The sequence below is a fragment of the Enterococcus sp. CR-Ec1 genome (assembly GCF_002850555.1).
Classification (GTDB): Bacteria; Bacillota; Bacilli; order Lactobacillales; family Enterococcaceae; genus Enterococcus_D; species Enterococcus_D entomosocium.
This window is the reverse complement of sequence record NZ_CP025223.1, coordinates 2,669,268-2,693,900: the sequence shown is the minus strand read 5'-3', so window position 1 is coordinate 2,693,900 and position 24,633 is coordinate 2,669,268. Positions and strand designations below refer to the sequence as shown.

The window sequence follows — 24,633 nt, the reverse complement described above, 5'->3', positions numbered from 1 at the left end:
GGGCTGTTTTCACATCTGTGTTTTTAGAAAAGTCAATCTTTTTTAAAGAAAATTAATAAAAGTTGTTGCATTCTCAGAAACTTATCTGTAAAGTGTTAGGTGTAGTCAGCAAAATAAAAAGAGAAGGAGGGATTACGATGCAAAAAGTATTTGATAAAAAAACAACCAAATTGAATAAAGTGAATCCCTCATTCGGTAACCATTAGTGTACAGATAATGTCTATAATAACGACGTTTATGCTCTGTCCTTTTTCCGAAGGGACAGAGCTTTTTTGTGTACTTTTTTAGAATGTGAGGGATAAAACATGAAGTATGTATTAAAACAATTAACAACGTATTTTAAAGAACATAAGGTGCGCTATACCTTCGTATTCGTCTTTATGGTGATTGCTAGTGCGATGTATGTCGCACCAATCTATATCTTGCGCTTATTCATTGATGCGCTGATCCAAGATAATTTTGATTATTCGGTACTGGTCCAATACGTGACCCTCTTTGCCGGAGCTATCTTGTTAGGATATCTGGCCGAATTTGTTTGGACGTTTAATTTATTTATTGGTTCCTACGATTTGCAAAAACAATTGCGGGAACAATTGATGAGCCACTTTCTTAAAATGGGGGCGCCGTTTTACCATCGTTTCCGAACAGGCGATTTAATGACTCGTTCCAGTGACGATGTCCAAGTGATGGGGATGACCGTTGGGTATGGACTGATGGTTTTCTTAAATACTAGTTTGTATCTAAGTTTTATCGTGGCGATGATGGCTGGGACGGTTTCTTGGCTATTGACCTTGATTGCCTTGATTCCAATGCCGCTTTTAGCCTATTACATTTTCAAATGGGGCTCGCAAGTCGATAAGGCATTTACGGAAGCGCAGAATTCTGTTTCAGAGATGAACAGTGAAGTGTTGGAGATCATTGATGGCATTCGGGTCGTCCGAGCTTATGGACTAGAAGGAGCCACCACGGAACAGTTTCAAAAGAAAACACTGGAAACAAGAGCAAAAAACAATATCGTTTCTGAGATCGATTCCCGTTTCGGGCCGCTGATTACCATCATCTTAGCGATCAGTTTTGTGATGAGCTTTGGTGTCGGGGCGTTTCTTGTTGCCAACCAAACGATCACCATCGGTGCGATGGTTTCTTTCCAAGTGTACTTGACAATGGTCGTTTGGCCGATGATCTCAGCAGGAGATCTTGTGAATGTGATGCAACAAGGTGCCGCATCCTGGCGTCGGATCAATGAAGTGCTGCAGACGGGTGATGAATTAGAAACTCCTGGTGAAGCCGACCTGCAAGCCATCAATACGATCCGTTTTGAAGCATACCATTTCCAATACCCACAAGCAGCTCGTTATGTGTTAGAAGGACTGGATTTGACGATCACTCGTGGAGAAGTCTTAGGGATCGTTGGGAAGACCGGTAGCGGAAAAACGACGCTGCTAAGACAATTCGGTCACCGCTATCCATACTCTGATCAAGTACCCTTGATTAACGAGCAGCCGTTGACGACCTATCAAACAACAGCAGTGCGCAACCACTTTGCAGAAGTGCCGCAAGAACATACCTTGTTTTCACGAACAATTCGCGAGAACTTGCTATTCGGACAGCCAGATGCTTCAGAAGAAGTGTTGTGGGAAGCACTGGAAGCCGCTTGCTTTAGTGAAGACATCAAGCGGATGCCAGAAGGGCTCGAAACGGTCGTCGGTGAGAAAGGCGTTTCCCTGTCTGGTGGACAAAAACAACGCTTGTCCTTAGCACGGGCGTTTTTACGAAACAGTGAAGTCCTCTTACTGGATGATGCCCTTTCGGCAGTTGATGCCAAAACGGAACAAGCCATCATCACGAATTTGAAAACGATGAAGCAGGCACCGACCTCCATCATCGTGACCCATCGATTGTCCGCCATCACCGAAGCGGATCAAATCATCGTCTTAGAAGACGGACGGATCACACAGCGTGGTACCCATCAGGAGTTGATCGAAACGCCAGGCTGGTACCAAGAACAGTATTACCATCAACAGTTAAAGGAGGACGATACAAGTGTTCTCAACGATTAAGCGTTTGCTCACGTATTTGAGCTATTATAAAAAACAATTTACCGTGGGCGCAATCTTGCTGTTGTTGGCAGCAGCGCTCGAACTGACTTCACCACTGATTGCCAAACAGCTGATCGACCGAGTGATGACACCGGCGGTTGACAGCAGAAACCTAAACACGATGCTTTTGATCCAATTACTCGCTGGGTATTTGCTGGTCAATTTGATTGGTTCTCTCTTTCGTTATATCAGCTTGCTGCAATTGCGAAAAATGTCCAACAGTATTGTCAAAAAAATGCGGGATCAGCTTTTTGACCATATGCACAAATTACCGGTTTCTTACTTTGACCAGATCCCAGCTGGTAAAGTCGTCGCACGGATTACGAATGACACCGAAGTTTTGCGGTCTAATTTCTACGTGATCGTGATCAGTAATTTGTTAAGCAACATTATCCAAATCATTGGTGCGTTTATTGCATTATTTCTTTTGAACCGCACCTTAGGAGCAGCGATGCTGATCCTGATCCCGATTTTAGGAATCTGGCAGCATTTTTACACAAAATATGCCTCTCGTTACAATTTAGCAATGCGGGAATACATCTCACAAATCAGTGGGCAGTTAAATGAATTTGTCCAAGGAATGGCGATCATCCAAGCCTTCCAACGAGAAAATCAGTTGCAGAAAGAATTTAATGAGACAGTAGAGAAATGGTTCAAAACCGGACGTAAATACCTCTTACTCGATTCAAGTATCGCTTGGGGATTAGGCAATTTGTTGCGAAATTCAACGATCTTGATTTTGATCACGACCTTGGCTGCCTTTTTCCTTGATGGCCGCTTGGCGATCTCAGCAGGCTTGCTGTATGCCTTTATTGATTACATCAACCGCCTGTATGATCCCATCGAAGGGCTTGTCCAAACCATCACCAATGTGCAGCAATCATTGGCAGCCGGACAGCGGGTCTTTGAGTTTGCTGATCAGCCGGTTGAAAAACAACAAAGTGAGCAGCTGACTGTCACGAATGGCGATGTTTCTTTCCAACAAGTGACCTTTGGCTACGATCCTGAGCAAGCAATCTTGCACGATATCAACTTTGACGTTGCAGCAGGAGAGACCATTGCTCTAGTCGGTCATACTGGTTCTGGAAAATCGAGTATTTTGAACCTGTTGTTCCGTTTTTATGATCCGCAGCACGGAAAAATCGTTGTGGATGGACAAGTGATCGCTGATTTTGATCGTCATAGTTTAAGAGATTCAATGGCGATCGTCATGCAAGATCCCTATCTATTTACTGGAACGATCGCCAGCAACATCGGAATGAACGATCCAACGATCACCGAAGCGATGATTATCGATGCCTTGAAACAAGTCGGCGCTGACTACCTTTTGAGCCGCTACGAAAAAGGCATCCATCATCCAGTCGTTGAAAAAGGCAATGAGTTTTCTAGTGGAGAACGCCAGCTGATCAGTTTTGCCCGTGCATTGGTGTTTGATCCGAAAATCTTGATTCTGGATGAAGCGACGAGCCATGTGGACACTGAAACAGAATCCATCATTCAAAAGGCGATGACCATCTTGCAAAAAGGACGGACGACCTTTATGATCGCTCACCGTTTGTCAACGATCAAACAAGCAGATCAAATCTTGGTCTTGGATCAAGGGAAGATCGTGGAACGGGGAACCCATTCGAGTCTTGTCCAAGGGCAAGGAATCTATCAGCAAATGTATCAAATGCAGGCAGAGCAGCTGTAATCAGCGGTGATTGCCGACAATGTTAACCGTAAAAGAAAATCCTTGAGCCTCCTGCATGGGAAGTGGCTCAAGGATTTTTTATATAATGCGAAGGAGCAGCCAATCATCTATGGGGAGTTGGAAGAGGAGGCCTTCGCTTATATATCAATAGGAAAAGCTGTAAGATGATGCCGTAATTTTGCTAAGAAACGCTCGCCGATCACTGATAACGGGCGATCGTTCTTTTTAATGAGGATGATCTCACCCTCGGACGCGTCGATCAAAGGAAGAAAAGCCAAGTCTTGGCGTTCTGGTTGGGCAACGATCCCCGAGCCGGTTCCATAAAGATCCGTCTGTTGTAATAGCTGGACCATCGTGCCTCGATCGCTGACATGCACCACTTGAGGGCTTTGAGCGAAGTCGATCAAATCTTCTGAGAAGAACGAATAGCGTTCATCTTCTTGCAAAAAGCGTACTTGTGGATAAGGGGCGAGATCTCTTAAGGAAAGCTGCCTTTTTTCTGTCAAGGGATGAGCTGCTCGCAAAAAGACATGGGGGCGAAACCGTCCCAACGCCTCGAAGGACAATTGGGCGCCTTGCAGCAGTCGTTCCAATCCTGCTTGGTTTTGCTCATTCAAATAAAGGATCCCAAATTCACTTCGATATTGTTGCACGTCCGTGATCACCTTTAAGGTCGTGGTTTCTAATAAGCGAAACTGGCGGCAGTCGGGAAATTCCTGCAGCAGCTCACTGAAAATTCCAGCCGTGAAATCATAGTGCTGGCTTGCGATAGCGAAGGTTTGACTCGCTGCTTGCTTGCTGGAAAAACGCGTTTGCAGCTGCGCCACTTGACTCAAGATCGGCTGGGCATGGTCTAGAAATTCCGAGCCTTCGGCAGTCAAGCGGGCGCCTTGATTCGTACGCTCGAAAAGCTGGACCTCCAATTCTGTTTCCAACTCTTTCACGGCTTGGGAAAGACTTGGCTGCGAAAGATACAGCCGTTTGGCTGCTTCACGAAAACTTCCATGGTCAGCGATCGCTTGCACGATGCGCATTTGTTGAATATTCAATTTTTGACCTCCTTTACAAAGATTCAGACGGGGAATGGTCCACTAATCAATAGTAGTCATGTCTTTTCCTTCTATAGTAATAGAAGCTTCTTTAAAAAATACGACGACAGTTGCTGCTTATTGCTACTTGTGAAGCGGTCATTGCAATTCTTCAGGAATAAACCAATAACCCGTTTGATTCTCTTCTGCCAGCAGTTCTTTAAAGGCTTCAGAATGATAAGCTGCCACCACTGCCTGTGCCCAGTCACTATCTTTGTTGGCTTTTTTTACCGTTGCCACCAGTTCATACTCTTGCAAAATGTCTTCACTTAATAAGCTTTCCTCTGCAGCGATTCCAGCACTGTAAACGATGCTGCCGGGAATCACCGCATAGTCTAAATCTGCTAAGCTGCGGGGGATTTGGGCAGAATCCATCTCAACGATATCCAAGTCATAAGGATTGTCAGTAATGGTTCTTAACGTCGCGTCAATGGGCGCCACTTCCGGGTCAAGTTCGATCCAGCCGGCTTTTTGCAGCAGCAACAGGGCCCGGGCACTATTTGACGGATCATTGGGGATCCCGATGGTATCGTTTGCTTCAATCGCTGTTAAACTGTCCTTTCTGCCAGGATACAAGCCGGCTGGAACGGTAGGAATCGGTGTGATACCCACTAAATCGGCATCCGTGTTTTCATTGAAGTTTTCTAAATAGGCGGTGTGCTGATCGACGTTTAAGTCGATCTCGCCATCGTTCAATGCAATGTCCGCTTCCAAGACCCCAGTAAAGCCAATATCCGTCACAGTATAGCCAGCTTCTTCTAAAATCGGTTTGATTCCTTTGAGAAACAGTTCGCTGTAAGGCCCTGGTGTCGTCCCCAATCTGATTTCTGTCTGCTGTTCCTCGGCATTTCCCGTTACTTCTTCTTGATTGCCACAACCGGCAAATAAAACTAAGGACAATAAACCAATGCCCACACCCAATCGAATCTTTCGTTTCATAACTTTTCCTCCTTTTTTATAAAAAAAGCCTTCCCAAAGAATAGTCTTTGGGAAGGACGATCATTTCGCGGTACCACCTTCGTTTGTTTTTTGCTGAAACAAAAAACCTCAGTCAGTTCATCAAATAAACTGCATTGCGCTATCGGGCTTTCTCCGTCGGGGATTGTTCGTCCACGAATGCTCAAAGGTCATTTTCGGATCGTCTTCCTTACTCGTTTCCACCAGTTCCGAGTTCTCTTGAAAGAAAGGGGGGATCGTACTCTTCTTCTCACTGCATGTGTATGAAATTAGTAGTATCTTAGAACAAGATGAGAAAGTTGTCAATTGCTTTCGTGATAGGTGATTCCAATCACTACGCAGGTAGTAGGGGAACAAATGGACAAGGGCAAGAATAGACCTAAAAAGCAGGAAAAGCAGATGAATGGTCGAAATCGCTTGGTTGGGTTAGAATCGAAACACAAAACAAAAAAAGAGGCGAGCAAATGAAATTACTTTTGATTGGACATACCGGCACACTTGGGCAGCTTTTAGTTGAAGGCTTTCAGCAGGTACCAGAGGTGGAGCTGATCACGGCTAGCCGTAGCAATGGCGATCATCAGGTCGAAATTGCGGATGCAGACAGTGTCAGCCAGCTATTTACAGCCACTGGGAAAGTGGATGCCATTGTTTCCGCTGCGGGAAGCACAGTGTTTAAACCCTTTGAGGAATTGACGCCAGCAGATATTCAACAGTCGGTGGCTTCGAAGCTGCAAGGACAAGTCAACCTTGCGTTGATTGGCCAGCATTTTCTCAATGAAGGTGGCAGTATCACGCTGACTTCTGGAATTATCAAAGACGAATTTATCCCAATGGGCACGCCTTCAGCACTGGTCAACGGCGGTTTAGAAGCCTTCGTGGCATCGGCAGCTTTTGAGATCGGTCAGGGGATACGAATCAATGCAGTCAGTCCCAATGCGCTTGTGGGCTCTTGGGAAACCTTCGCCGATTCTTTCAAAGGCTTTATTCCCGTTGGTGACGCACCCGTTTTTGCAGCGTATCAAAAAGCAGTCTTTGGAATCATGACTGGCAAGACCTTCACCGTTTATTAAGGAAAAGCAGAAGTAGAAAAAAACCGCCAAATCAAAGCTGACTTGGCGGTTTTTGTTCTGCTGAAAAAGAAGTAGCAAGCAGTTAAGAAGAGAGCAATTGGGTTTTCAGCTTGGGCATTTCTGCTTTGAGTTGTTGGCGAGCAAAAGCCAAGTCATTGATCCAAGAAGCAATCGCTTCTTTTTCTAAGAACAGAGGCATTCGATCGTGGACTGGTTCAACAGAATCGTTCGCGGCAGTCGTTAGAATGATTGATTCGGTTTCGATCTGATCCTCTTTTTGAAGGATGCGATAAAAACCAGCAGCATAAATCACGTGATCTTGCGAAAAGAGGAACTTTTCCTTTTCATGATTCCATTCATAGAAACCAGACATCGGAAAGACACAGCGATGCTCTTGGAAAGGCTGGCGAAAAGTCGGTTTCTCTTCAACGGTCTCAGAACGCGCATTGATCATCAAATGCCCTTTTTTAAAGCCGGTAAAGCCCCATCTTGTCACACCAGCTACAACTTGTTGTTGTTGATTTGCACCGATGGTTACGACGTGATTGGAGGGGAAAACATCATTGATAGCGACAGTCTGTTGGCGCTTGCGGGCTTTCGCCGCGGCTTCTTGATAATATTCTGACAATTCGCCAGTTGATGGATCAAATAAGTATCGGCCGCACATGGACAGGTCACTCCTTTTTTTGGATTGGCTGGTGCCTTTGTTTCAGTATAAAGACTCAAGGCGTCAAAACCAACTAACTTGCTTCACAGCGTGATTCGACAACGAAAGGATAGGGGCGGTTATGTAAAAAGTTAGTACCGCGAAAAGAGTTAAAAGAAATCAGATAACAAAAAAAGGCAGTCACCTACTGAGGTTGACAGCCTTTTTTATTCTAGTTGGTTAGCCAATTTTTTTAACTCTCCCGCCGATTTTATTTGCGAAACGTTCAGCATCTTCTCTGCAAGTATAGGTCAATGCAATTGTTTTGTCCCGTGTTCTTTTTCCTTCGGCGGTTAGATAACCATGAAAGATTTTAATCGCATACAATCGATAAACACCTCCTTATCCTTCGTAATAATAACAAATTTACCGCTTACATTCAAGAGATATAGTAAAACTTTATTTTTTGTTAGTTATTTTATTAAGAAATTGTTCAAACGCTTAAGAAAAGATTGAGGGATAAAGGGAGGAGGTGTGGAATAGACCAATGCGCATTTGAAAGGAAAGACGAAGGAACCTAGATGTATAAAGTTTCTGCTACTTGCTTTCCATCATAGAAGGACAAAGAATGAAAGCGATTTTGTTTTGAAATTTAAACAAATAGACCAATCGAGGAATAGCTAAGATAGGTGTCAAAAGTAGAGAAGAGAATCTATTTTTGTATTTGCGTGTTATTGAGACATTTTCCCCTCAAAAAATGGTTTGTAGAAAGAAACGATGATTCAAGCGCTGCATAAGCACGAAGATTGTTGTTTATTGTGCCGGCAAGTTGCTGGTTTGGGGATTAAAAAAAGCAAAAGTTGTTCTTAAAACACCAGTCTGACAAAAATAGCTTTTGTGAGAAGCTCAACGGGGGCTTAACGATCGTGTGAAAAAATTTAAGGAAGCGATTGACAAGTTTTTTTTGAAGTGCTATGATACCGATGTAATTAGATAACGGTTACAGAAGTGCTGTGACCAAGAGGCGTGTTACTGTAAGAAGGCAAACCTCATATTCCACCAAGGGTGGAGTATGAGGTTTTTTAGTGTTTTTAAGGTGGAGGAAATCATGAAAATAAAGAAGTTTTTAAATAATAATGTTGTCTTACTAAAGAAAGGCAGCAATGAAATTATCGGATTTTCTACAGGCATCAGCTTCAATAAGAAGGTAGGAGATGATGTAGAAGAACAAGATTTTGAAAAGATTTTTGTATTGGATACTCACGCAATGTTGGAACATTTTAGCTATCAATTAGGAAAGTGCGATCCGAAATACGTAGCGATCGTTGCTAAAATCGTGGCTTATGCCAAACAGAATTATCGCTTAGCAGTCAGCGACTATATTTATTTGACTTTGCTGGATCATATTGATTTCACTGTTCATCGTATCAAGCAGCAAATGACTTTTCATAGTCCTTTGCAATGGGATATTCGGCGATTTTATCCCGATGAATATGCCATTGGGGTGTATGCTGTCCAACTTATGGAGCAAGAACTAACGATCGATGTACCAACAGAAGAAGCGATCTCCATCGCATTGCATTTTGTAAATGTCCAATCACAAAAGAAGGATATGGCGGTTACCAATCAAATCGCGAAATTTATAGAAGACGTACTGACGATCGTAAAGTATGAGTACAAACAAAATTTTGATGAGAATAGTTTCCATTATTCTCGCTTTGTCACGCATCTGCACTATTTTGCACAAAATGTGATCAATCATACACTTCCCAGCTATGAAGCGTCGACGCTCTATGCACAAATTGAGAAGATGTATCCGCAAGCGTTTCACTGTGTGGAAAAAATCAAGGTTTATATCAAAAATACGTATGATATCAACATCTCAGAAAATGAAGAAATTTATCTATCACTCCATATCCAGAAATTGACGGAACAAGGAGAAAGGGAGAAAAACAATGGACTATAAACAACTAGCCAATGAAATTTATGAAAATGTCGGCGGTGGTAAAAATATCCAGCACGTGACCCATTGTGCAACAAGACTGCGTTTCACGCTGGCCGACGACAAAAAAGCTGACAGTGAAGCAATCAAACAGTTAAAAGGAGTGACTGGACTCGTTCAGGGAAATGGTCAATACCAAGTGATTATTGGGCCAGATGTATCGAGTGTATACGCTCAACTACCGACGACAGAAACGACGGCTGATCAAAGCAGTAGCGATCAATCGATCATCTCACGACTCCTTGACTTTATCGCAGGCTGTTTTACACCGATGATTGCAATCATAGCAGCTGGAGGAATGCTGCAAGTGGTCCTTTCACTATTGGAGTTATCAGGAATTTTAGCTGCAACTGACGATACGTATCTCGTATTGTATCAAGTATCGCAAGCAGCCTTCTTTTTCATTCCCGTTTATTTAGGAAATTCTGTGGCCAAACGATTGAAAATTGATCCTTTCTTAGGAAGCTACGTCGGAGCGATTTTTGTGATGCCAGGATTGACGGCCCTTCTTAGCCAAGAAGGAGGAATCACATTATTTGGATTGCTCGTACCGAATGTGAGCTACAATGCCTCCGTTTTGCCAGTTTTATTAAGTGTCTGGGTTATGTCTTATGTCTATCGGTTCGCCGATCGGATTTTACCGAACAGTGTCAAATTTATTCTACGTCCATTGATCGCCATCATCGTGATCACACCGCTGGCTCTATTGCTAATCGGACCATTAGGTGTGACGATCGGCAACTATGTGTCACAGTTTTTGAACTACTTAACAAACAATTTTGGTCCGTTAGCCGTCTTGTTTATGGGTGCCTTTGCTCAATTGCTAGTAATGACGGGCATGCACACGACGCTGACCCCTATTTTATTAACTTCTTTGGCAACGTACGGGTATGATGATTTGATCGTCCCTGGTATGCTGCTTGGATTGGCTGCCGAAGCAGCGATTTGTTTAGCGGCTGGAATCAAAGCTAAGGATACGGAATTTAAACAAGTGAGTTTTTCATCGGCAATTACTGCCTTGATGGGTGTGTCTGAACCTGCTTTGTACGGAGTAACCTTACGTCTGAAAAAACCGATTGTCGGAATGATCCTTGGGGGTGCTGCTGGGGGACTTTATTTTGGTTTGATGAAAATCAATACGCCAGTAGTCATTGCTTCATTTGTGGCGCTTCCATCATACAGCAGTGTGTTTCATGCGCTGATCGGCTCGTTGATTACTTTTGTGATTGCCTTTGCTTACACCTGGGTCATGGTCAAAGATGCAGATTTTCCTAATAATAATCAGCCGCAAGCAGTCAAATCTGGAGCGCAAGATGTGACAGCCAAAGCAACTGATGTTTCTTCTGAAACGAAGAAAGAACAATCAGCGATTGAAAAAATTGTATTATCACCTTTAAAAGGAACTGCCGTTCCATTGACAGAAACCAATGATCAGGCGTTTGCTTCATTGGCATTAGGCAAAGGAATTGCTGTTAAGCCACAAGATCAACAGGTGATTGCCCCATTTACGGGACAGGTTTCTGCCGTTTTTCCAGGAAATCATGCGATTGGACTTACCAGTACCGAGGGGATTGAACTTCTGATCCACATCGGTATTGATACGGTGAATATGCAAGGAAGTGCCTTTGAACGACTAGTCAATGAAGGTGATCAAATCACTATGGGAGAAACATTATTGCACTTTGATGCAGAAAAAATCGCTCAGGCAGGGTATGAAGATACCGTTATGATCACTGTTACCAATACGGCAGACTTCTTAGATGTTGTGGCACTTGCCCAAAATCAAGAAATTAAAGCTGGCGATCAGTTATTAGCCATTTTTTAACCATTAGAAAGAAGAAAGGATGACAGCAATGAGTTTCCCAAAACATTTTTTATGGGGCGGCGCTTCGGCGGCAAACCAATATGAAGGCGGCTATAATGAGGGCGGAAAAGGGCTCGCTTGTGCTGACTTGATCAGCGGTGGCAGCCATACGACTTCTCGGAAAATCACAGCAAAAATTGAAGAAGAGTTGTTGTATCCAAGCCACGAAGCAACTGATTTTTATCATCATTATCAAGAAGATATTGCATTGTTTGCAGAAGCTGGATTTAAAGCTTTCCGCATGTCTATCAACTGGACCCGGATTTTTCCCAAGGGCAACGACACTGAACCGAATGAAGAAGGCCTGGCCTTTTATGATCGTGTGTTTGACGAGTGTCGGAAGTACGGGATTGAACCAATTGTAACCATTGCTCATTTTGATGTTCCCGCATATTTGAGCCAAGAATACAATGGTTGGGCGAGTCGTGAAGTGATCGACTTTTATGCGAGATATGCGGCGGTGTTGTTTGAACGCTATCACGAAAAAGTAAACTATTGGATCACTTTTAATGAAATCAACACGGCCACCTTAAGTATCGGAAACTTTTTATCACTGGGACTGCAAGTTGGTGAATCTGAATTTATCAATCAGCCGGATAATCTACAGCAACGCTACCAAGCCCTGCATCATCAATTTGTTGCCAGTGCAAAGGTTGTCGCTTACGGACATAAACACTATCCAGATTTGAAAATCGGCTGTATGATTTCTTATATGCCACGCTATCCTTATACTAGCCATCCAAATGATGTATTACTAGCCAAACAAGAAGAAAATATGCATTCGAAATTTTGTGGCGATGTGCAGGTCAAAGGGAAATATCCTTATTATGCAAAGAAATATTTTGCTGATCATGGCTTTGCAATCGAGTTTGCACCAGAAGATCAAGCGATCCTAGCTAAGGGAACAGTGGATTACTACACGTTTAGTTACTATCTAACACTTTGTGTCTCTGCAGATGAGAAAGTTACCAAAAATGGACACAGTATGATTGGCGGCTCTGGCGTAAATAATCCTTATCTAGAGCAGACGGAATGGAATGCGATGATTGATCCAGTAGGATTGAGAATTGCGTTGAATGATATTTATGATCGCTACCAGCTGCCATTGATGATCGTGGAAAATGGGATCGGAATTTCAGAAACTGTTGCTGAAGATGGACAGATTCATGATGATTACCGTATCGATTATTTAGAAAAGCATATTGCTGAAATGGAGAAAGCCATCGATGATGGTGTCGAGTTGATTGGTTACACGATTTGGAGTGCCGTTGATATTGTCAGTGCTTCTACAGGAGAAATGAAAAAAAGGTATGGCATCATTTTTGTGGATAAATATGACGACGGGACAGGGACTTTAGATAGAAAGAAAAAAGACAGTTTCTATTGGTATCAAAAAGTGATTGAACGAAACGGCTTATGATTAAATACTCCAGTACTTGCGGTGTACAAGTGCTGGAGTTTTTTTGCGTATCAATTTCAGCGCGTACAAAACAAAAACCACGCGTAAAACACGCGTGGTCCATATCAGGGGTTCATGTTAGTTGCCCCAATAAACAAATCGTCCATCAAATACGGTGGCTTCAACGGTCGTTTGAAGCAATTCTTCGGCAGTTAAAGGCAAGATGTTTTGTGACAAAATACAAAGATCGGCTAAACAGCCAACTTCTAATTGACCGATATCTTGCCGACTCAAGGCTTTGGCGGCGCCTGCGGTGTGGGCATAGAGGGCATCGGCGATGGTGATTTTTTCCTGTGGCATCAATCCGCCTGCTGGCTGGCCATTTTTTTCTTGCCGAGCAACCGCATAATACAGCGAGTCTAAAGGGGTCACGTCGATCACGACCGGCGTATCAGTCCCAAAAGCCAAGGTGGCACCTTGCTCTAGAAAGGATTGAAAAGGAAACATTTGACTGGCACGCTGAGGTCCTACTTCTTCATCGAGGGTCTCATAACCGACTAATAGATGGCTAGGCTGTACGGAGAGTACTAGTTGTTCTTGGCGAACTAGTGGCAAATCGGCGGCATCCATCACTTCCAAGTGTTCCAAGGTATTGGCTTTGCCTTTAGAAAGCGGGTGAGCAGCAGCACTTTCTTGATAAAAGAGGAGTGCTTGTCGAATCGCTTCATCACCGATGGTATGGATGCGCATCGGCCAGTCTTGCTGGTTAGCTTGTAATATAAAGCGGCGCATCCGTTGAACATCGATCAACGGCATCCCGACATCACCGGCAAAATACGGTGTTTCATATTCCGCTTTTAAAAAAGCCGTGTGCGTACTCGTCACGCCGTCAAAAAATTGTTTGACGCCGCCCATCTGTACTTTTTCGGAGCGATACGTACGGTAAGTTTCTTTTAGTTGCGTGATGTCTTCTCGCATGGCTGGATAAAAGACAGCGCGCAGGGTCGCTTCTGCTTCCGTTTGTCGATAAAGAGTGGGATAGACTAGATCGTCCCAGCTTTCTCCTGTCAAGGCAACATCGCCGATCGTCGTGATGCCGTATTGATTGAGCTGTTTCATATAGGTCAGAAAAGCAGCAGGGCTTTGCGCTTGGAATGACTGTAAGACCTTTGCTAAATAATGAATGGCGATCGCTTCTAAAAAGCAGCCGCTTAATTGTCCGCTGTTTTCGTCAAGCAATGCCTCCCCGCTGATCCCCGTTGGCAAGTTCTCAGGTGTGATCCCTAAAGCAGCGATCCCTTGGCTATTCAACCAAATGCTGTGGGCATCACCGGAAATCAGCATGACAGGCGTGTCGGCACAATAGTTGTCGATCGAATCTTTCGTTGGGTAGACTTGCTGACCGAAATCACTGCTGAACCAGCCGATGCCGATTTTCCATCCATGGGTGATGGGCAGCGCGGGCACTTGCTGGGCAACGGCTTCTTCTGTCACTCCCGTAAGATGGGTCAGTGCCCCTTGATGGAGTAATGCGGAAAGATAAAAATGAACATGAGCATCAATAAAGCCCGGGATGATCATTTGTTCTTTGAGATCAATGACCTGGGTGTCTTCAGCAAGTGTTGGCAGCGCTGAAAGAGGACCCACAGCCGTGATTTTCTGGTCTTCTATCAGGAGAAAGCCCGCAAAAGTCGTTTTCGTTTTGGTATCAAAGATGTGTTCAGATTTTAGTAATAGTGACAATTATAATCCCAACTTCCATTCAAGGAAAAGGTCGTTGTAAAGCTCAACCGCTTCTTTTCCTAAGTATTCATAATGTTCCATTTGTTCCATCGCACTTGGCTCAGGGTAGAAAGCTTTGTCAGCAGTCAGTTCAGCCGGCAGCATGGCTTTGGCCGTTTCACTCGGCGTGGCATAGCCTACGTATTCGGCATTTTGTGCGGCATTTTCTGGGCGGAGCATAAAATTGATGAAGGCGTAGGCTCCTTCAAGATTACCAACGGTTTTCGGAATCGCAAAATTGTCCGTCCAAATCGCACCGCCGTCATTGGGAACGATATAGGTGACGGCAGGATTTTCCGCCATCACATAAGCGGCATCGCCCGAATACCCGATTCCTAAAGGGGCATCGTTGTTGATCATCAAGGTTTTGATCTCGTCGGTCAAAACTGCTTTGACATTGGGACGGATACTTTCCAGCTTCTTCAAGGCTTTGGCGACTTTGGTCGGGTCTTTTTCATTTTGGGAAAGACCGAGCGTCTGTAACGCGATTCCTAAGGTTTCACGAGCACCATCCACCATCAATACATCATTTTTAAATGCAGGGTTCCATAAATCCCCCCAGCCATGGATCGAAGAAACATCGACTTCTTCAGTATTTGCCATGATCCCGATCGTGCCCCAAAAATAGGGGATCGAGTAGGTATTGTCCGGATCAAAGGTTTGGTCCATCAAAAAAGGCGACAGATCTTCCGTTCCCGTCAATTTCTGATGATCTAAAGGCACTAACAGTCCTTCTTCGATCATTTTCGGAATGATCGATTCGCTAGGGAAAACCAAATCATAGCGTGAGCCGCCTTGTTTGATTTTTGTTTCCATCGCTTCGTTGGAGTCAAATGTATTATAAATCACTGAGTAACCAGTCTCAGTTTCGAATGTTTTGATCAATTCGGGGTCAATATATTCGCCCCAATTGTAAATAATCACTGTATTTTTGTCGGACGACGTTGCTGCCCCCGATTCTTTCGTTAACACCGAAGCACCGAAAAACAGCAATGCGGTGATGCCGATCACACCGCCAAAAAATACCCACAACCTTTTCAATTCATCAATTCCTTCTTTCTTTACAATTTCGTATTTCTTGAGTAGCGTAATTGATTTTTAAAGAAAAGGCAATAAAAAAATGAAGAAAAAATAAACCCGTTTCTTTCAAGGCTTAGCAGGAGGAATGGCCAGGTGGCTGCGGCAGTTTCCAAACATATCATTTGTCAAATTTCTTCCTTTTGCCTAAGCTAGGGAAGTGAGAAATCAAGGGATGGAAAAACAGGAACCTCTCTTTGATGAAGAATGAATGTAAGGAGTGAAGCATCAATGGAAACACGTGCTGTCGTTATTGAAGCCTATGGTGGAAAAGACCAATTAAAAGAAGCAACGGTCCAATTACCAGAATTAAAAGCAAATCAATTATTAGTCAAAGTTGCCGCAACATCCATCAACCCAATCGATTGGAAATTAAGAGAAGGCTATTTGAAACAAATGTTTCCATGGGACTTCCCAATTATTTTAGGCTGGGATGTCGCAGGGGATATCGTAGAAATAGGCGCTGACGTGACAGAATTCAAAGTTGGTGATGCAATCTATGCCCGCCCTGAAACGACTCGTTTTGGGACGTATGCTGATTATACCATCGTGGATGCTGAGTTAGCAGCGATTAAACCAGAAAACCAAAACTACGCAGAAGCAGCTGCAGTGCCATTAGCTGGTTTGACTGCTTACCAAGCGTTGTTTGAACACGGTCATTTAAAAGAAGGGGAAAAAGTCTTGATCCATGCCGGAGCAGGCGGAGTTGGTACCTATGCGATCCAACTGGCCAAAGCAGTTGGCGCTTACGTCATCACGACGGCTAGTCCACGTAACCATGAGTTATTGCAAAAACTTGGTGCCGATGAGATCATCGATTACCACACGACAGATTTTGAAGAAGTCTTGCAAGACATCGATTTGGTCTTTGATACGATGGGGGGCGACACCCAGAAGAAAAGTTTCACTGTCTTAAAACCTAAGGGCCGTCTGATCTCGATTTTGAGTATTGAAGACGAAGACTTGGCAAAAGAAAAAGACATCTTCGCCAAAGCAGTTTGGTTACGAACCAACGGCAAACAATTGGCAGAATTGACAGAGCTGATCGAAGCAGAAAAAGTCAACAGTGTCATCGGTGCAACCTTCCCATTGACGGCACAAGGAATTTACGATGCCCACACATTGAGTGAGACACATCATGCGGTCGGCAAGATCGTTATTGAAAATCAAGACAATTTCATCAGCCAAGACGCAGAATAAAGGAGGCTGAACCGATGCGCTTATGGCATGAAGCACTGATACCTGCTTTGCCTCGGCAGCAGCTGTTAGGCCAGCATCGTGAAGCAGCAGCCTTACGAGGGTTAGGCTGGGGCAAGAAGCATGCAACCGTCGATTACGTTTTTACTCATCCACCCTATAAATTGTTTCAATACCATCAGTTAGTGCTGGATGAAATGACCTATCGAGGCTATCGGCCAGCACCTGAATGGTACGATCCAGCGTATCGTGGCAAAAATCTGCCGCTGGAACCCTCCGTTCAAGCTGTTCCTTTGACTACGCCGATCTATCCAGAACATGATGAAGCATACTTGGAAGAATGCTTAGTGAATCTCCATCATAAGGGGATCTATCTTTAAAGACCAAACACTTTCCTGAATTTTTGTTCGGGAAAGTGTTTTTTTTCGCTTTAAAATCGTTAACTTACAAAAAGTAAGCATATTGTTCGCAACTTTTTTTGTTCCTTGTTATAGTGAGAAAAGAGAATCAGTAATGAGAAATGAGGAAAAGAAAATGACCATCAATCATAGAAATCTTGAATTTGGGTTAGATACTTTTGGCGATCTAGCCTTTGATGATACAACGAAAGAACGGATCAGTTACAGCGAATCGTTGCGCAATATCGTAGCGGAAGGAAAATTAGCCGATGAAGTCGGCATCGATGTCATTGCCTTAGGGGAGCACCATCGGGAAGAATATTCGATCTCAAGTCCTGATACGGTACTAGCGGCTTTAGCAATGGTTACCAAAACCATCAAATTAGGTACCGGTGTAACTGTCTTGAGTTCGGATGATCCCGTGCGGGTCTACGAACGGTTCGCGACCGTTGATGCGTTGTCGAACGGTCGCGCACAAATCATGCTGGGACGAGGATCTTTTACTGAATCATTCCCTCTATTCGGCTATGACTTGCAAGATTATGAAGAACTATTTGAAGAAAAAACAGCGATGTTCAGTGAATTGAGAAAAGGCAAACCATTAACTTGGGAAGGCAAGTTCACGCAATCCTTAAAAAATGCCGACGTTTTTCCAAAAATCGAGGGACACCAATTAGATACCTATGTGGGTGTCGGTGGAACCCCTGAATCGATCATTCGTGCCGTCCGTTATGGGTTTCCCGTTATGTTAGCGATCATCGGTGGCGAACCTGCTCGTTTTGCGCCCTATGTTGATCTGTATAAGAAGGCAGCGCAGCAATTGGGGCAACCGATTCTGCCAATCGGCATGCACTCCCATGGTGTGATCGCCGACACCGACGAAGAAGCCTATGAAATCGGCTGGAACTACATCAAAAAGAGCATGGACAAAATCGGTCTTGATCGCGGCTGGCCAGCCATGAGCAAAGAGCGCTTTGACTTTGAAGTCGAACATGGATCTTACTATGTAGGCAGTCCAGAAACCGTGGCGCAAAAAATCGCCCGTATGATGCCGCAAGTCGGTGTAGAACGCTTTGATCTGGTTTACGGTACTGGCGGACAGCTGCAAAAAGACCGTTTCAAAACGATTGAATTGTATGGAACCAAAGTGATTCCACGGGTGAAAGAATTGTTGGCAGCAGGTGATGGCAATGCCTAAAACCATCGGTATTTTAGGCGCAGGCAAGTTAGGCTTAGCGCTCGCAAATCTTGGTGCCCAGGCGGGCTATCGGGTCTTGATTGCTAGTACGAAGCCAGCAGAAAAAATCGCCTTGTCCGTTTCTGTGTTGGCTCCGGGAGCAATCGCAAAAAATGCCGCTGAAGTGATGGCGGAAGCTCAAACGATCATTTTGGCCATTCCGTTGAGTAAGTACCAACAGCTGCCGGCAGAAGCTTTGGCTGGTAAGCTAGTGATCGATGCCATGAATTATTGGTGGGAAGTCGATGGCAAAGAAACAGAATACTCATCGATCGAGCAGACTTCTTCGGAACGTGTGCAACGCTATTTTTCCCAAAGTAAAGTAGTCAAAGGATTCAATCATATGGGGTACCACGACATCCAAGAGGAATCCTTGCTGACGAGAACGGCTGCTCAAGGAACTGCCAAAAAAGCCATCGCCATTGCTGGTGATGACCAAACCGCCCTCGATCAGACAGACGAAATCGTTGACGCTTTCGGCTTTGATCCCTTTCCTATCGGTGCTTTAGCTAATGGCATCATGTTGGAACCCGGCAGTCCTTTCTTTGGTGCCAATCAAACCAAAGAGGGATTGACGGCATTGATGAAGGAGTTTTGGAGCAGTGAGAAAGGGCAAGCGTTTCTGGCGCGTCCTTCCGCTGTGAGTAACAAGCAGCAGGCTTCGCAGTAAAAGAGCCGCCTCCATGTACGACTGGATACGATAAAAACAACCCTCTTCTCAAAAAAGAAGAGGGTTTTTCCCATCCAGTCAAATCAGCACGTGGTCGCTAAAAAATACAATGTGATTGTTACGATTGTGATTCGTAAGCAGTGGTTGTTACGTTTACGTCTCTGCCAGACGTTCCATAGTGTACATATCAGCCTGTACCTGCTTTGTGCTCGCCTTTGACACCCACCCATATTGATTAAAGATCGACCAGCCAGTTGGTTTGTTGGATCTTTCCATCTAATTCTCGCAGCTGCTTGGCGGTCGCATTCAATTGCTCCGTTAGCGTTTTTGTATCGATCGTACGCACCAGTCGAATTTCGTTGCGACCTATTCGGGGAGCTGCTTTGGTTTCATCCAGTGCTTGCGTTAGCAGTGCATGCTTGCGGCGCAGCTGTTCTCGCTGTTCTAGTGCTTCCATCAGCAATAACGCACTATCTGCTAAAGAGGCAGTCGCATTTTTCCGATTGATGGCAACGACTAATTCTGAATATTGTTGATTGATCTCATCGTATTCCTTGAACAATTCTGTGATACTACGATCCAAGGTATCGCCTTCTTGGACTAACACACTGCTAGAGATCTCGTTACGTAATTGAAACAGACGATTGTTCAAATCCCGTCTTAAAAGTAACGCTTCTGCTAATTTCATTTTGGCACACTCCTTTTTACAAATGAGAACAGCTTATCTAGTTCTTATCCTAGAGAAGAACGTGATGAAAGGCAAGCAAGATGCAAAAAAAGGTCTGCCAGAAAAATCATAAAAAACTGAATATTCGCAATTCTTGTTGACTTCCAAAAACACCAATAGTATACTTTATAACAATCATGAAATAGACAAAAAAACGTCATTTACCTGTTTTTTAGATAAAAAGAAAGACGATGAAGAGAAGAGTAGCTTTGGAATCTGTTAGAAGAGAACCCGGATGGTGAGAAAGGGCAGCAGAAAAAAAGTGAAGATGAGCTCTGAGTGATCTGATTTGTTCACGCAAATCAGACGGAAAGCAGCCGTTATCGTGCCAAGTATCTTAGCGTACTGTTGAGGTGCCATTTGTGAGGATGGTGCGAAAAAGGGTGGTAACACGAAAATCTCGTCCCTTTGTTTGTCAAAATTGATAAGCAAAGGGATGAGGTTTTTTCTTTTTATCGATGAATGCGTTTTTTGCCGTCATGAAAAACACTTGCGTTGGTTGCGCAATCACATAGGAGGAAGAATGGAAATGATCTGGAAGAAGCGTTTATTGGTTGCAGCAGGAGTGATTGGGTTGACCCTTTCCGGCTGCACGACAACAGGAAATACCGAGGGATCAGAGGCTGAAACTAACGGAGCGCCGAATCAAGCGATTGCGGTGAGTCTACCGGCTGAGCTGACGACTCTCGATACGACTCAAACGACGGATAAAGCAACATTTACCATCGTTCAACATTTATTCGAAGGGCTTTACCGTTTCGATGAAAACAGTGAACCAGTTCCGGGCTTGGCAGAAGGAGTCGAAATCAGTGAAGATGGCAAAACCTATACCTTTACCTTGCGAGAGGATGCGAAGTGGAGCAATGGCGAAGCGATCACTTCAGCTGACTTTGCTTATTCGTGGAAAAAGTTAGTCGATCCAGCAACGATGGGACCTAACGCCTATTTGTTAGATAATGTAGTTAATAGTAAAGACATTCGTGAAGGCAATGCTGATATAGAAACGATTGGTCTGGAGACCCCAGATGACGCGACCTTTATCGTGCAGTTGGAGCAGCCACAGCCATCCTTTTTATCCTTGATTTCCATCGGCTGGTTGGCACCGCAAAACCAAGCCTTTGTTGAAGAAAAAGGTGATACCTATGCTCGTACAAGTGAAGATTTGCTGTATTCTGGTCCCTTTACCTTGACCGATTGGCAACAGACTGGGGATGAGTGGACATTGGTGAAAAATGACCAATACTATGATGCTGATGTCGTTCAATTGGAGGAGATCAAAGGCTCCACCATCAAAGAAGAAAATACTGGGATCCAATTGTTTGAAAGCGGCGACCTGGATTTGCAAAAAATCAGTGGGATCTACGTTCAACAATATGGAGACAATGAAGAGCTAGTTACGCAAAATGATGTTGCGAACTTTTTCTTAGACTTTAACAAAACGGCCAACGATGCCTTGTCAAATGTTCATGTGCGTAAAGCGATCGCGTTGGCGATCGACAAAGAAAGTCTCGTGGATAATGTGTTGAACGATGGAGCGAAAGTTTTAAACGGGCTGGTCCCCACCGGCTTAGCTACGAATCCAAATACTGGCGAAGATTTTCGAGCATATAGCGGTGATTACAACTTGTATGATTTAGAGGCGGCCAAGGAAGAGTGGGAAAAAGCCCAAGCGGAAATTGGCGAAAGTACGACGTTGCGTTTATTAGTGACAGATGATGACAATGGTCAAAAAATCGGGGAGTACTTGCAAAGCCAACTGCAAGAAAACTTGCCAGGCTTGTCGATCTCCATCAACAAACAGCCACGTGCCAGCTTGAATCAATCAAGAGCAAATAGTGATTACGAGCTTTCCGTTTCTGGCTGGATCGCTGGAAGTAGTGACATGGATATGTTCTTTATCTTATACAAAAATGGCGCTTCCTTTAACTACGGCGGCTATGTCAACGAAGAATATACGGCATTGACGGAAGATGCTCGCACCCTTCATGCCAATGACCCCGATCAATATTTTGAAGATTACAAAGCGGCAGAAGAAATATTGTTGGAACAAGATGCTGCGCAAGTCCCTTTATACCAGAGTGCTTCAAATTATCTGATCAAATCAAATGTAAAAGACATCCAATTCCCAGCCTATGGCGCGCATTTCTTTTTCCGCACCGCCTATGTCAGTGAATAAGGAGAAAGATAGCTGAATGAAGAGCGCATGTTTATTCGATGAACATGCGCTTTTTGCAACAAAAAAAGCAGTTCAGAAAGCTGAACTGCTAAATGCGGAAGATGGGAGTTGAACCCACACGAGATAAACTCACACGCGCCTGAAGCGTGCGCGTCTGCCATTCCGCCACTTCCGCATAAGATAAAGATAATCCTTTCTAGGAAGAAATGCAAGTCCAATCTCACAAAAAGGAGCCCGCCAGCGGGGACTGGCGGGATAGGAGTAAAAATGAAAAAGTGTTAGGGTTGTTTGTTGGTATGCATTTATAATAGCGTGTAAATGTGAAAAAAAATTGACGAATCAAACAGAATTCTGAGAAGAAATCGCCAAGAAAAAGTGAAACTAGATAAAACAATCAGAAGACAAAAAGGAGCCCGCCAGCGGGGACTGACGGGATAGGAGTAAAAATGAAAAAGTGTTAGGGTTGTTTGTTGGTATGCATTTATAATAGCGTGAAAATGTGAAAAAAAGTTGACGAATCAAACAGAATTCTGAGAAGAAATCGCCAAGAAAAAGTGAAACCATGTAAAACAGTCAGAAGACAAAAAGGAGCCCGCCAGCGGGGACTGGCGGGAAGGAGTAAAAATGAAAAAGTGTTAGGGTTGTTTGTTGGTATACAAGTATCATACCGAGAAAATATGAAGAATTTTCGAGCGAAATTTAGGAATTGCGTGAATCTTTTGACAAATTATGCCTTCTGTTTGAATTTTTTCTTAAAAGAGAATTGACAAAAGGCACAAGCTTTGATAATTTAAATGAAACAAAATGCAAACGCGATGAAAAAGAAAGTAGAATCAAGGAAGTTGTCTAGCAGAGAGTTCCGGTAGGTGGGAAGGAACGACAACGAATGATTTGAAAATGACTTTGGAGCGGATTTTCTGACTAATTAGGAAAATACGGTTGCCCCGTTAACAAGCGACAGTCTCCGAGTGTTTTCGGGTACTGAATGAGGTGAAGCCTGTGAAGGTTTTGCAGATTAAGGTGGTACCGCAGGTGATGCCCTTAGCTTTGGCTAAGGGCTTTTTTTGTGTCTGCACGGTCAGCTGTTTCAAGCGCAGGTTTTGTTAAAAAGGAGAAAGGTTGTTGGGAGGAGAGAAAAATGCACAAATTAGTGGTTCAAACCGATTTTGGTTTGCAAGATGGAGCGGTTAATGCGATGTACGGGGTAGCTTATCAAGTGGCACCAGAGCTGGTCATTGCTGATTTGACTCATGAGATCGAGCCATACAACATTCATGATGCCAGCTATCGTCTGCTGCAAAGCGTCACCTATTGGCCGGCAGGAACGGTCTTTGTTTCAGTGGTCGATCCTGGCGTAGGGTCTGATCGACGAAGTGTGGTTGCCAAGTTGGCGACCGGACAGTTGGTTTTGACACCAGATAATGGCACACTGACCTATTTAGCGACTTATATCGGAATCACTGAACTACGGGTGATCAATGAGGCAACTGAGCGGTTGGCAGGATCAGCCGAAAGCCATACATTTCATGGTCGGGATGTTTATATGTATAACGCCGCGCGTCTCGCCAGTGGCGCCATCAGCTTTGATGAGCTAGGAACACCCGAACCTAAAGAAGCGATCCAAGTCTTTGCCATTGAAAAGCCAAGCCAAACAGCAGAAACGATCACTGGCACGATCGATATTCTTGATATTCGTTTTGGTTCGTTGTGGACGAATATTCCCCATACGTTCTTTAAGCAATGGCAGGTACAGTACAATGAGCCGCTGCTCGTCAGTATTTATTACCAAGATACGCTGCGTTATCAAGAAGAAGTGCGTTTCGGACGCTCTTTTGCGCAAGTGTCGGAAAATGAACCTGTCTTATATGTCAATTCCCTATTGAATATTGGTTTAGGGCTCAACTTGGCTTCATTTGCTGAAACCTATAAAATCGGGACTGGCACGAATTGGAAAATTACCCTCAAAAAAAGGAGAAATGAAAAATGAATCAATCAAAATTTACAGTAAAACACATTGTTGCTATCGGAATCGGTGCTGCCGTCTTTTTCGTCTTAAAACGTTTCGTCACGATTCCGACTGGTTTTCCAAATACAGATATCGCCACAGCCTATCCTTTCTTGGCATTAGTAGGCGTTGTCTACGGTCCAATCGTTGCTGGTTTAGCGGGCTTTATCGGCCATGCCCTAGGAGATTTGACGACTTATGGTCCGTGGTGGTCTTGGATCGCCGCCTCTGGGATCTTAGGGGTGTTCTTCGGACTTTTGACTCGTTGGATTCCAATCCAGCAAGGAACCTTTGGCGCTAAAGAAATTCGGACCTTCTTGATTGGTGAATCGATCGCAAATTTGGTCGTCTGGGTGATCATTGCCCCAATCGGTGATATTTTGATCTATGGCGAACCAGCGAACAAAGTCTTTGCGCAAGGAGTCATTGCGGGATTGACCAACACAGTCGTAACTGGGATAATCGGAGTGATCCTGCTAAAAGCCTATGCCCAAACCAAAACCAAAAAAGGCAGCTTGAGCAAGGAATCCTAAACAAAGAAATGTG

20 protein-coding genes, 1 tRNA gene and 2 other annotated features are annotated in these 24,633 nt (G+C 44.1%); of the genes, 13 read left to right on the top strand and 8 right to left on the bottom strand.

Annotated features, from left to right (window positions below; translation table 11 throughout):
* Positions 1–305 precede the first annotated feature (305 nt).
* Positions 306–2,060, top strand: coding sequence for an ABC transporter ATP-binding protein (locus CXM95_RS12925; protein WP_005234510.1), 1,755 nt, complete (start codon positions 306–308; stop codon positions 2,058–2,060).
* A complete protein-coding gene (locus CXM95_RS12920; RefSeq protein ID WP_016621448.1) occupies positions 2,044–3,792 on the top strand; it encodes an ABC transporter ATP-binding protein in 1,749 nt (582 codons plus the stop codon). Before CXM95_RS12925 ends, CXM95_RS12920 begins: the two co-directional genes overlap by 17 nt.
* A gap of 137 nt (positions 3,793–3,929) precedes the next feature.
* On the opposite strand, the gene CXM95_RS12915 is transcribed toward CXM95_RS12920, so the two are convergent.
* On the bottom strand, positions 3,930–4,841 hold the full coding sequence (locus CXM95_RS12915) for a LysR family transcriptional regulator (RefSeq protein WP_008379185.1): 912 nt from the start codon (positions 4,839–4,841) through the stop codon (positions 3,930–3,932).
* Between the two features lie 138 nt (positions 4,842–4,979).
* Positions 4,980–5,819: a MetQ/NlpA family ABC transporter substrate-binding protein gene (locus CXM95_RS12910; protein ID WP_086297658.1), complete on the bottom strand. Its 840-nt coding sequence runs from the start codon at positions 5,817–5,819 to the stop codon at positions 4,980–4,982.
* Between the two features lie 49 nt (positions 5,820–5,868).
* Positions 5,869–6,100 (bottom strand) — a binding site (T-box leader).
* A gap of 201 nt (positions 6,101–6,301) precedes the next feature.
* On the opposite strand from CXM95_RS12910, the gene CXM95_RS12905 reads away from it, so the two are divergent.
* A complete protein-coding gene (locus CXM95_RS12905) occupies positions 6,302–6,907 on the top strand; it encodes a short chain dehydrogenase (protein ID WP_008379180.1) in 606 nt (201 codons plus the stop codon).
* A gap of 82 nt (positions 6,908–6,989) precedes the next feature.
* Here CXM95_RS12905 and CXM95_RS12900 read toward each other — a convergent pair whose 3' ends face one another.
* Positions 6,990–7,574, bottom strand: a complete 585-nt coding sequence (locus CXM95_RS12900) for an SOS response-associated peptidase (RefSeq protein WP_005234526.1) — start codon at positions 7,572–7,574, stop codon at positions 6,990–6,992.
* A gap of 219 nt (positions 7,575–7,793) precedes the next feature.
* The gene (locus CXM95_RS18870) at positions 7,794–7,940 is read right to left on the bottom strand and encodes a hypothetical protein (protein ID WP_005234527.1); all 147 of its coding nucleotides are present in this window, start codon (positions 7,938–7,940) and stop codon (positions 7,794–7,796) included.
* A gap of 721 nt (positions 7,941–8,661) precedes the next feature.
* Between CXM95_RS18870 and CXM95_RS12895 the strand changes: the two genes are divergently transcribed.
* From CXM95_RS12895 to CXM95_RS12885, 3 genes are read left to right on the top strand one after another with little or no spacing between them, the layout of a single operon-like run.
* Positions 8,662–9,519 (top strand): PRD domain-containing protein, encoded by an 858-nt coding sequence (locus CXM95_RS12895; protein WP_034872360.1) that lies wholly within the window; start codon positions 8,662–8,664, stop codon positions 9,517–9,519.
* Positions 9,509–11,380, top strand: a complete 1,872-nt coding sequence (locus CXM95_RS12890) for a beta-glucoside-specific PTS transporter subunit IIABC (protein ID WP_101699233.1) — start codon at positions 9,509–9,511, stop codon at positions 11,378–11,380. The genes CXM95_RS12895 and CXM95_RS12890 overlap by 11 nt, the downstream gene beginning before the upstream one ends.
* A gap of 28 nt (positions 11,381–11,408) precedes the next feature.
* The gene (locus CXM95_RS12885) at positions 11,409–12,839 is read left to right on the top strand and encodes a glycoside hydrolase family 1 protein (protein WP_086297652.1); all 1,431 of its coding nucleotides are present in this window, start codon (positions 11,409–11,411) and stop codon (positions 12,837–12,839) included.
* Between the two features lie 117 nt (positions 12,840–12,956).
* On the opposite strand, the gene CXM95_RS12880 is transcribed toward CXM95_RS12885, so the two are convergent.
* Positions 12,957–14,561: an amidohydrolase gene (locus CXM95_RS12880; protein WP_086297649.1), complete on the bottom strand. Its 1,605-nt coding sequence runs from the start codon at positions 14,559–14,561 to the stop codon at positions 12,957–12,959.
* Entirely contained in the window at positions 14,562–15,641 is a 1,080-nt protein-coding gene (locus CXM95_RS12875) for an ABC transporter substrate-binding protein (protein ID WP_086297646.1), read from the bottom strand. It abuts the gene before it with no gap.
* 267 nt (positions 15,642–15,908) lie between these two features.
* Between CXM95_RS12875 and CXM95_RS12870 the strand changes: the two genes are divergently transcribed.
* The 4 genes from CXM95_RS12870 to CXM95_RS12855 all read left to right on the top strand — a co-directional run bounded on the left by CXM95_RS12870 (position 15,909) and on the right by CXM95_RS12855 (position 19,179).
* Positions 15,909–16,877, top strand: a complete 969-nt coding sequence (locus CXM95_RS12870; protein ID WP_042890454.1) for an NADP-dependent oxidoreductase — start codon at positions 15,909–15,911, stop codon at positions 16,875–16,877.
* 14 nt (positions 16,878–16,891) lie between these two features.
* A complete protein-coding gene (locus CXM95_RS12865) occupies positions 16,892–17,254 on the top strand; it encodes a TIGR02328 family protein (RefSeq protein WP_016621441.1) in 363 nt (120 codons plus the stop codon).
* Positions 17,255–17,408: 154 nt separating this feature from the next.
* A complete protein-coding gene (locus tag CXM95_RS12860) occupies positions 17,409–18,470 on the top strand; it encodes an LLM class flavin-dependent oxidoreductase (RefSeq protein WP_015509212.1) in 1,062 nt (353 codons plus the stop codon).
* The gene (locus CXM95_RS12855) at positions 18,463–19,179 is read left to right on the top strand and encodes an NADPH-dependent F420 reductase (protein ID WP_042890453.1); all 717 of its coding nucleotides are present in this window, start codon (positions 18,463–18,465) and stop codon (positions 19,177–19,179) included. Before CXM95_RS12860 ends, CXM95_RS12855 begins: the two co-directional genes overlap by 8 nt.
* 235 nt (positions 19,180–19,414) lie before the next feature.
* Here the strand turns inward: CXM95_RS12855 and CXM95_RS12850 are convergent, their stop codons facing one another.
* On the bottom strand, positions 19,415–19,867 hold the full coding sequence (locus CXM95_RS12850) for a DIP1984 family protein (protein ID WP_005234539.1): 453 nt from the start codon (positions 19,865–19,867) through the stop codon (positions 19,415–19,417).
* 562 nt (positions 19,868–20,429) lie between these two features.
* On the opposite strand from CXM95_RS12850, the gene CXM95_RS12845 reads away from it, so the two are divergent.
* Positions 20,430–22,082 carry a peptide ABC transporter substrate-binding protein gene (locus CXM95_RS12845; RefSeq protein WP_101699232.1) on the top strand — a complete coding sequence of 551 codons (1,653 nt, stop codon included), beginning with the start codon at positions 20,430–20,432 and terminating at the stop codon, positions 22,080–22,082.
* Positions 22,083–22,175: 93 nt separating this feature from the next.
* Here the strand turns inward: CXM95_RS12845 and CXM95_RS12840 are convergent.
* Positions 22,176–22,257, bottom strand: a tRNA-Leu gene (locus CXM95_RS12840).
* A 631-nt stretch (positions 22,258–22,888) separates the two neighbouring features.
* Positions 22,889–23,128, top strand: a binding site (T-box leader).
* 92 nt (positions 23,129–23,220) lie between these two features.
* Between CXM95_RS12840 and CXM95_RS12835 the strand changes: the two genes are divergently transcribed.
* Together CXM95_RS12835 and CXM95_RS12830 are read left to right on the top strand one after the other, a co-directional pair.
* Complete coding sequence (locus tag CXM95_RS12835; RefSeq protein ID WP_042890452.1) at positions 23,221–24,069, top strand: SAM hydrolase/SAM-dependent halogenase family protein; 849 nt, start codon at positions 23,221–23,223, stop codon at positions 24,067–24,069.
* A complete protein-coding gene (locus CXM95_RS12830) occupies positions 24,066–24,620 on the top strand; it encodes an ECF-type riboflavin transporter substrate-binding protein (protein WP_101699231.1) in 555 nt (184 codons plus the stop codon). Before CXM95_RS12835 ends, CXM95_RS12830 begins: the two co-directional genes overlap by 4 nt.
* Positions 24,621–24,633 lie beyond the last annotated feature (13 nt).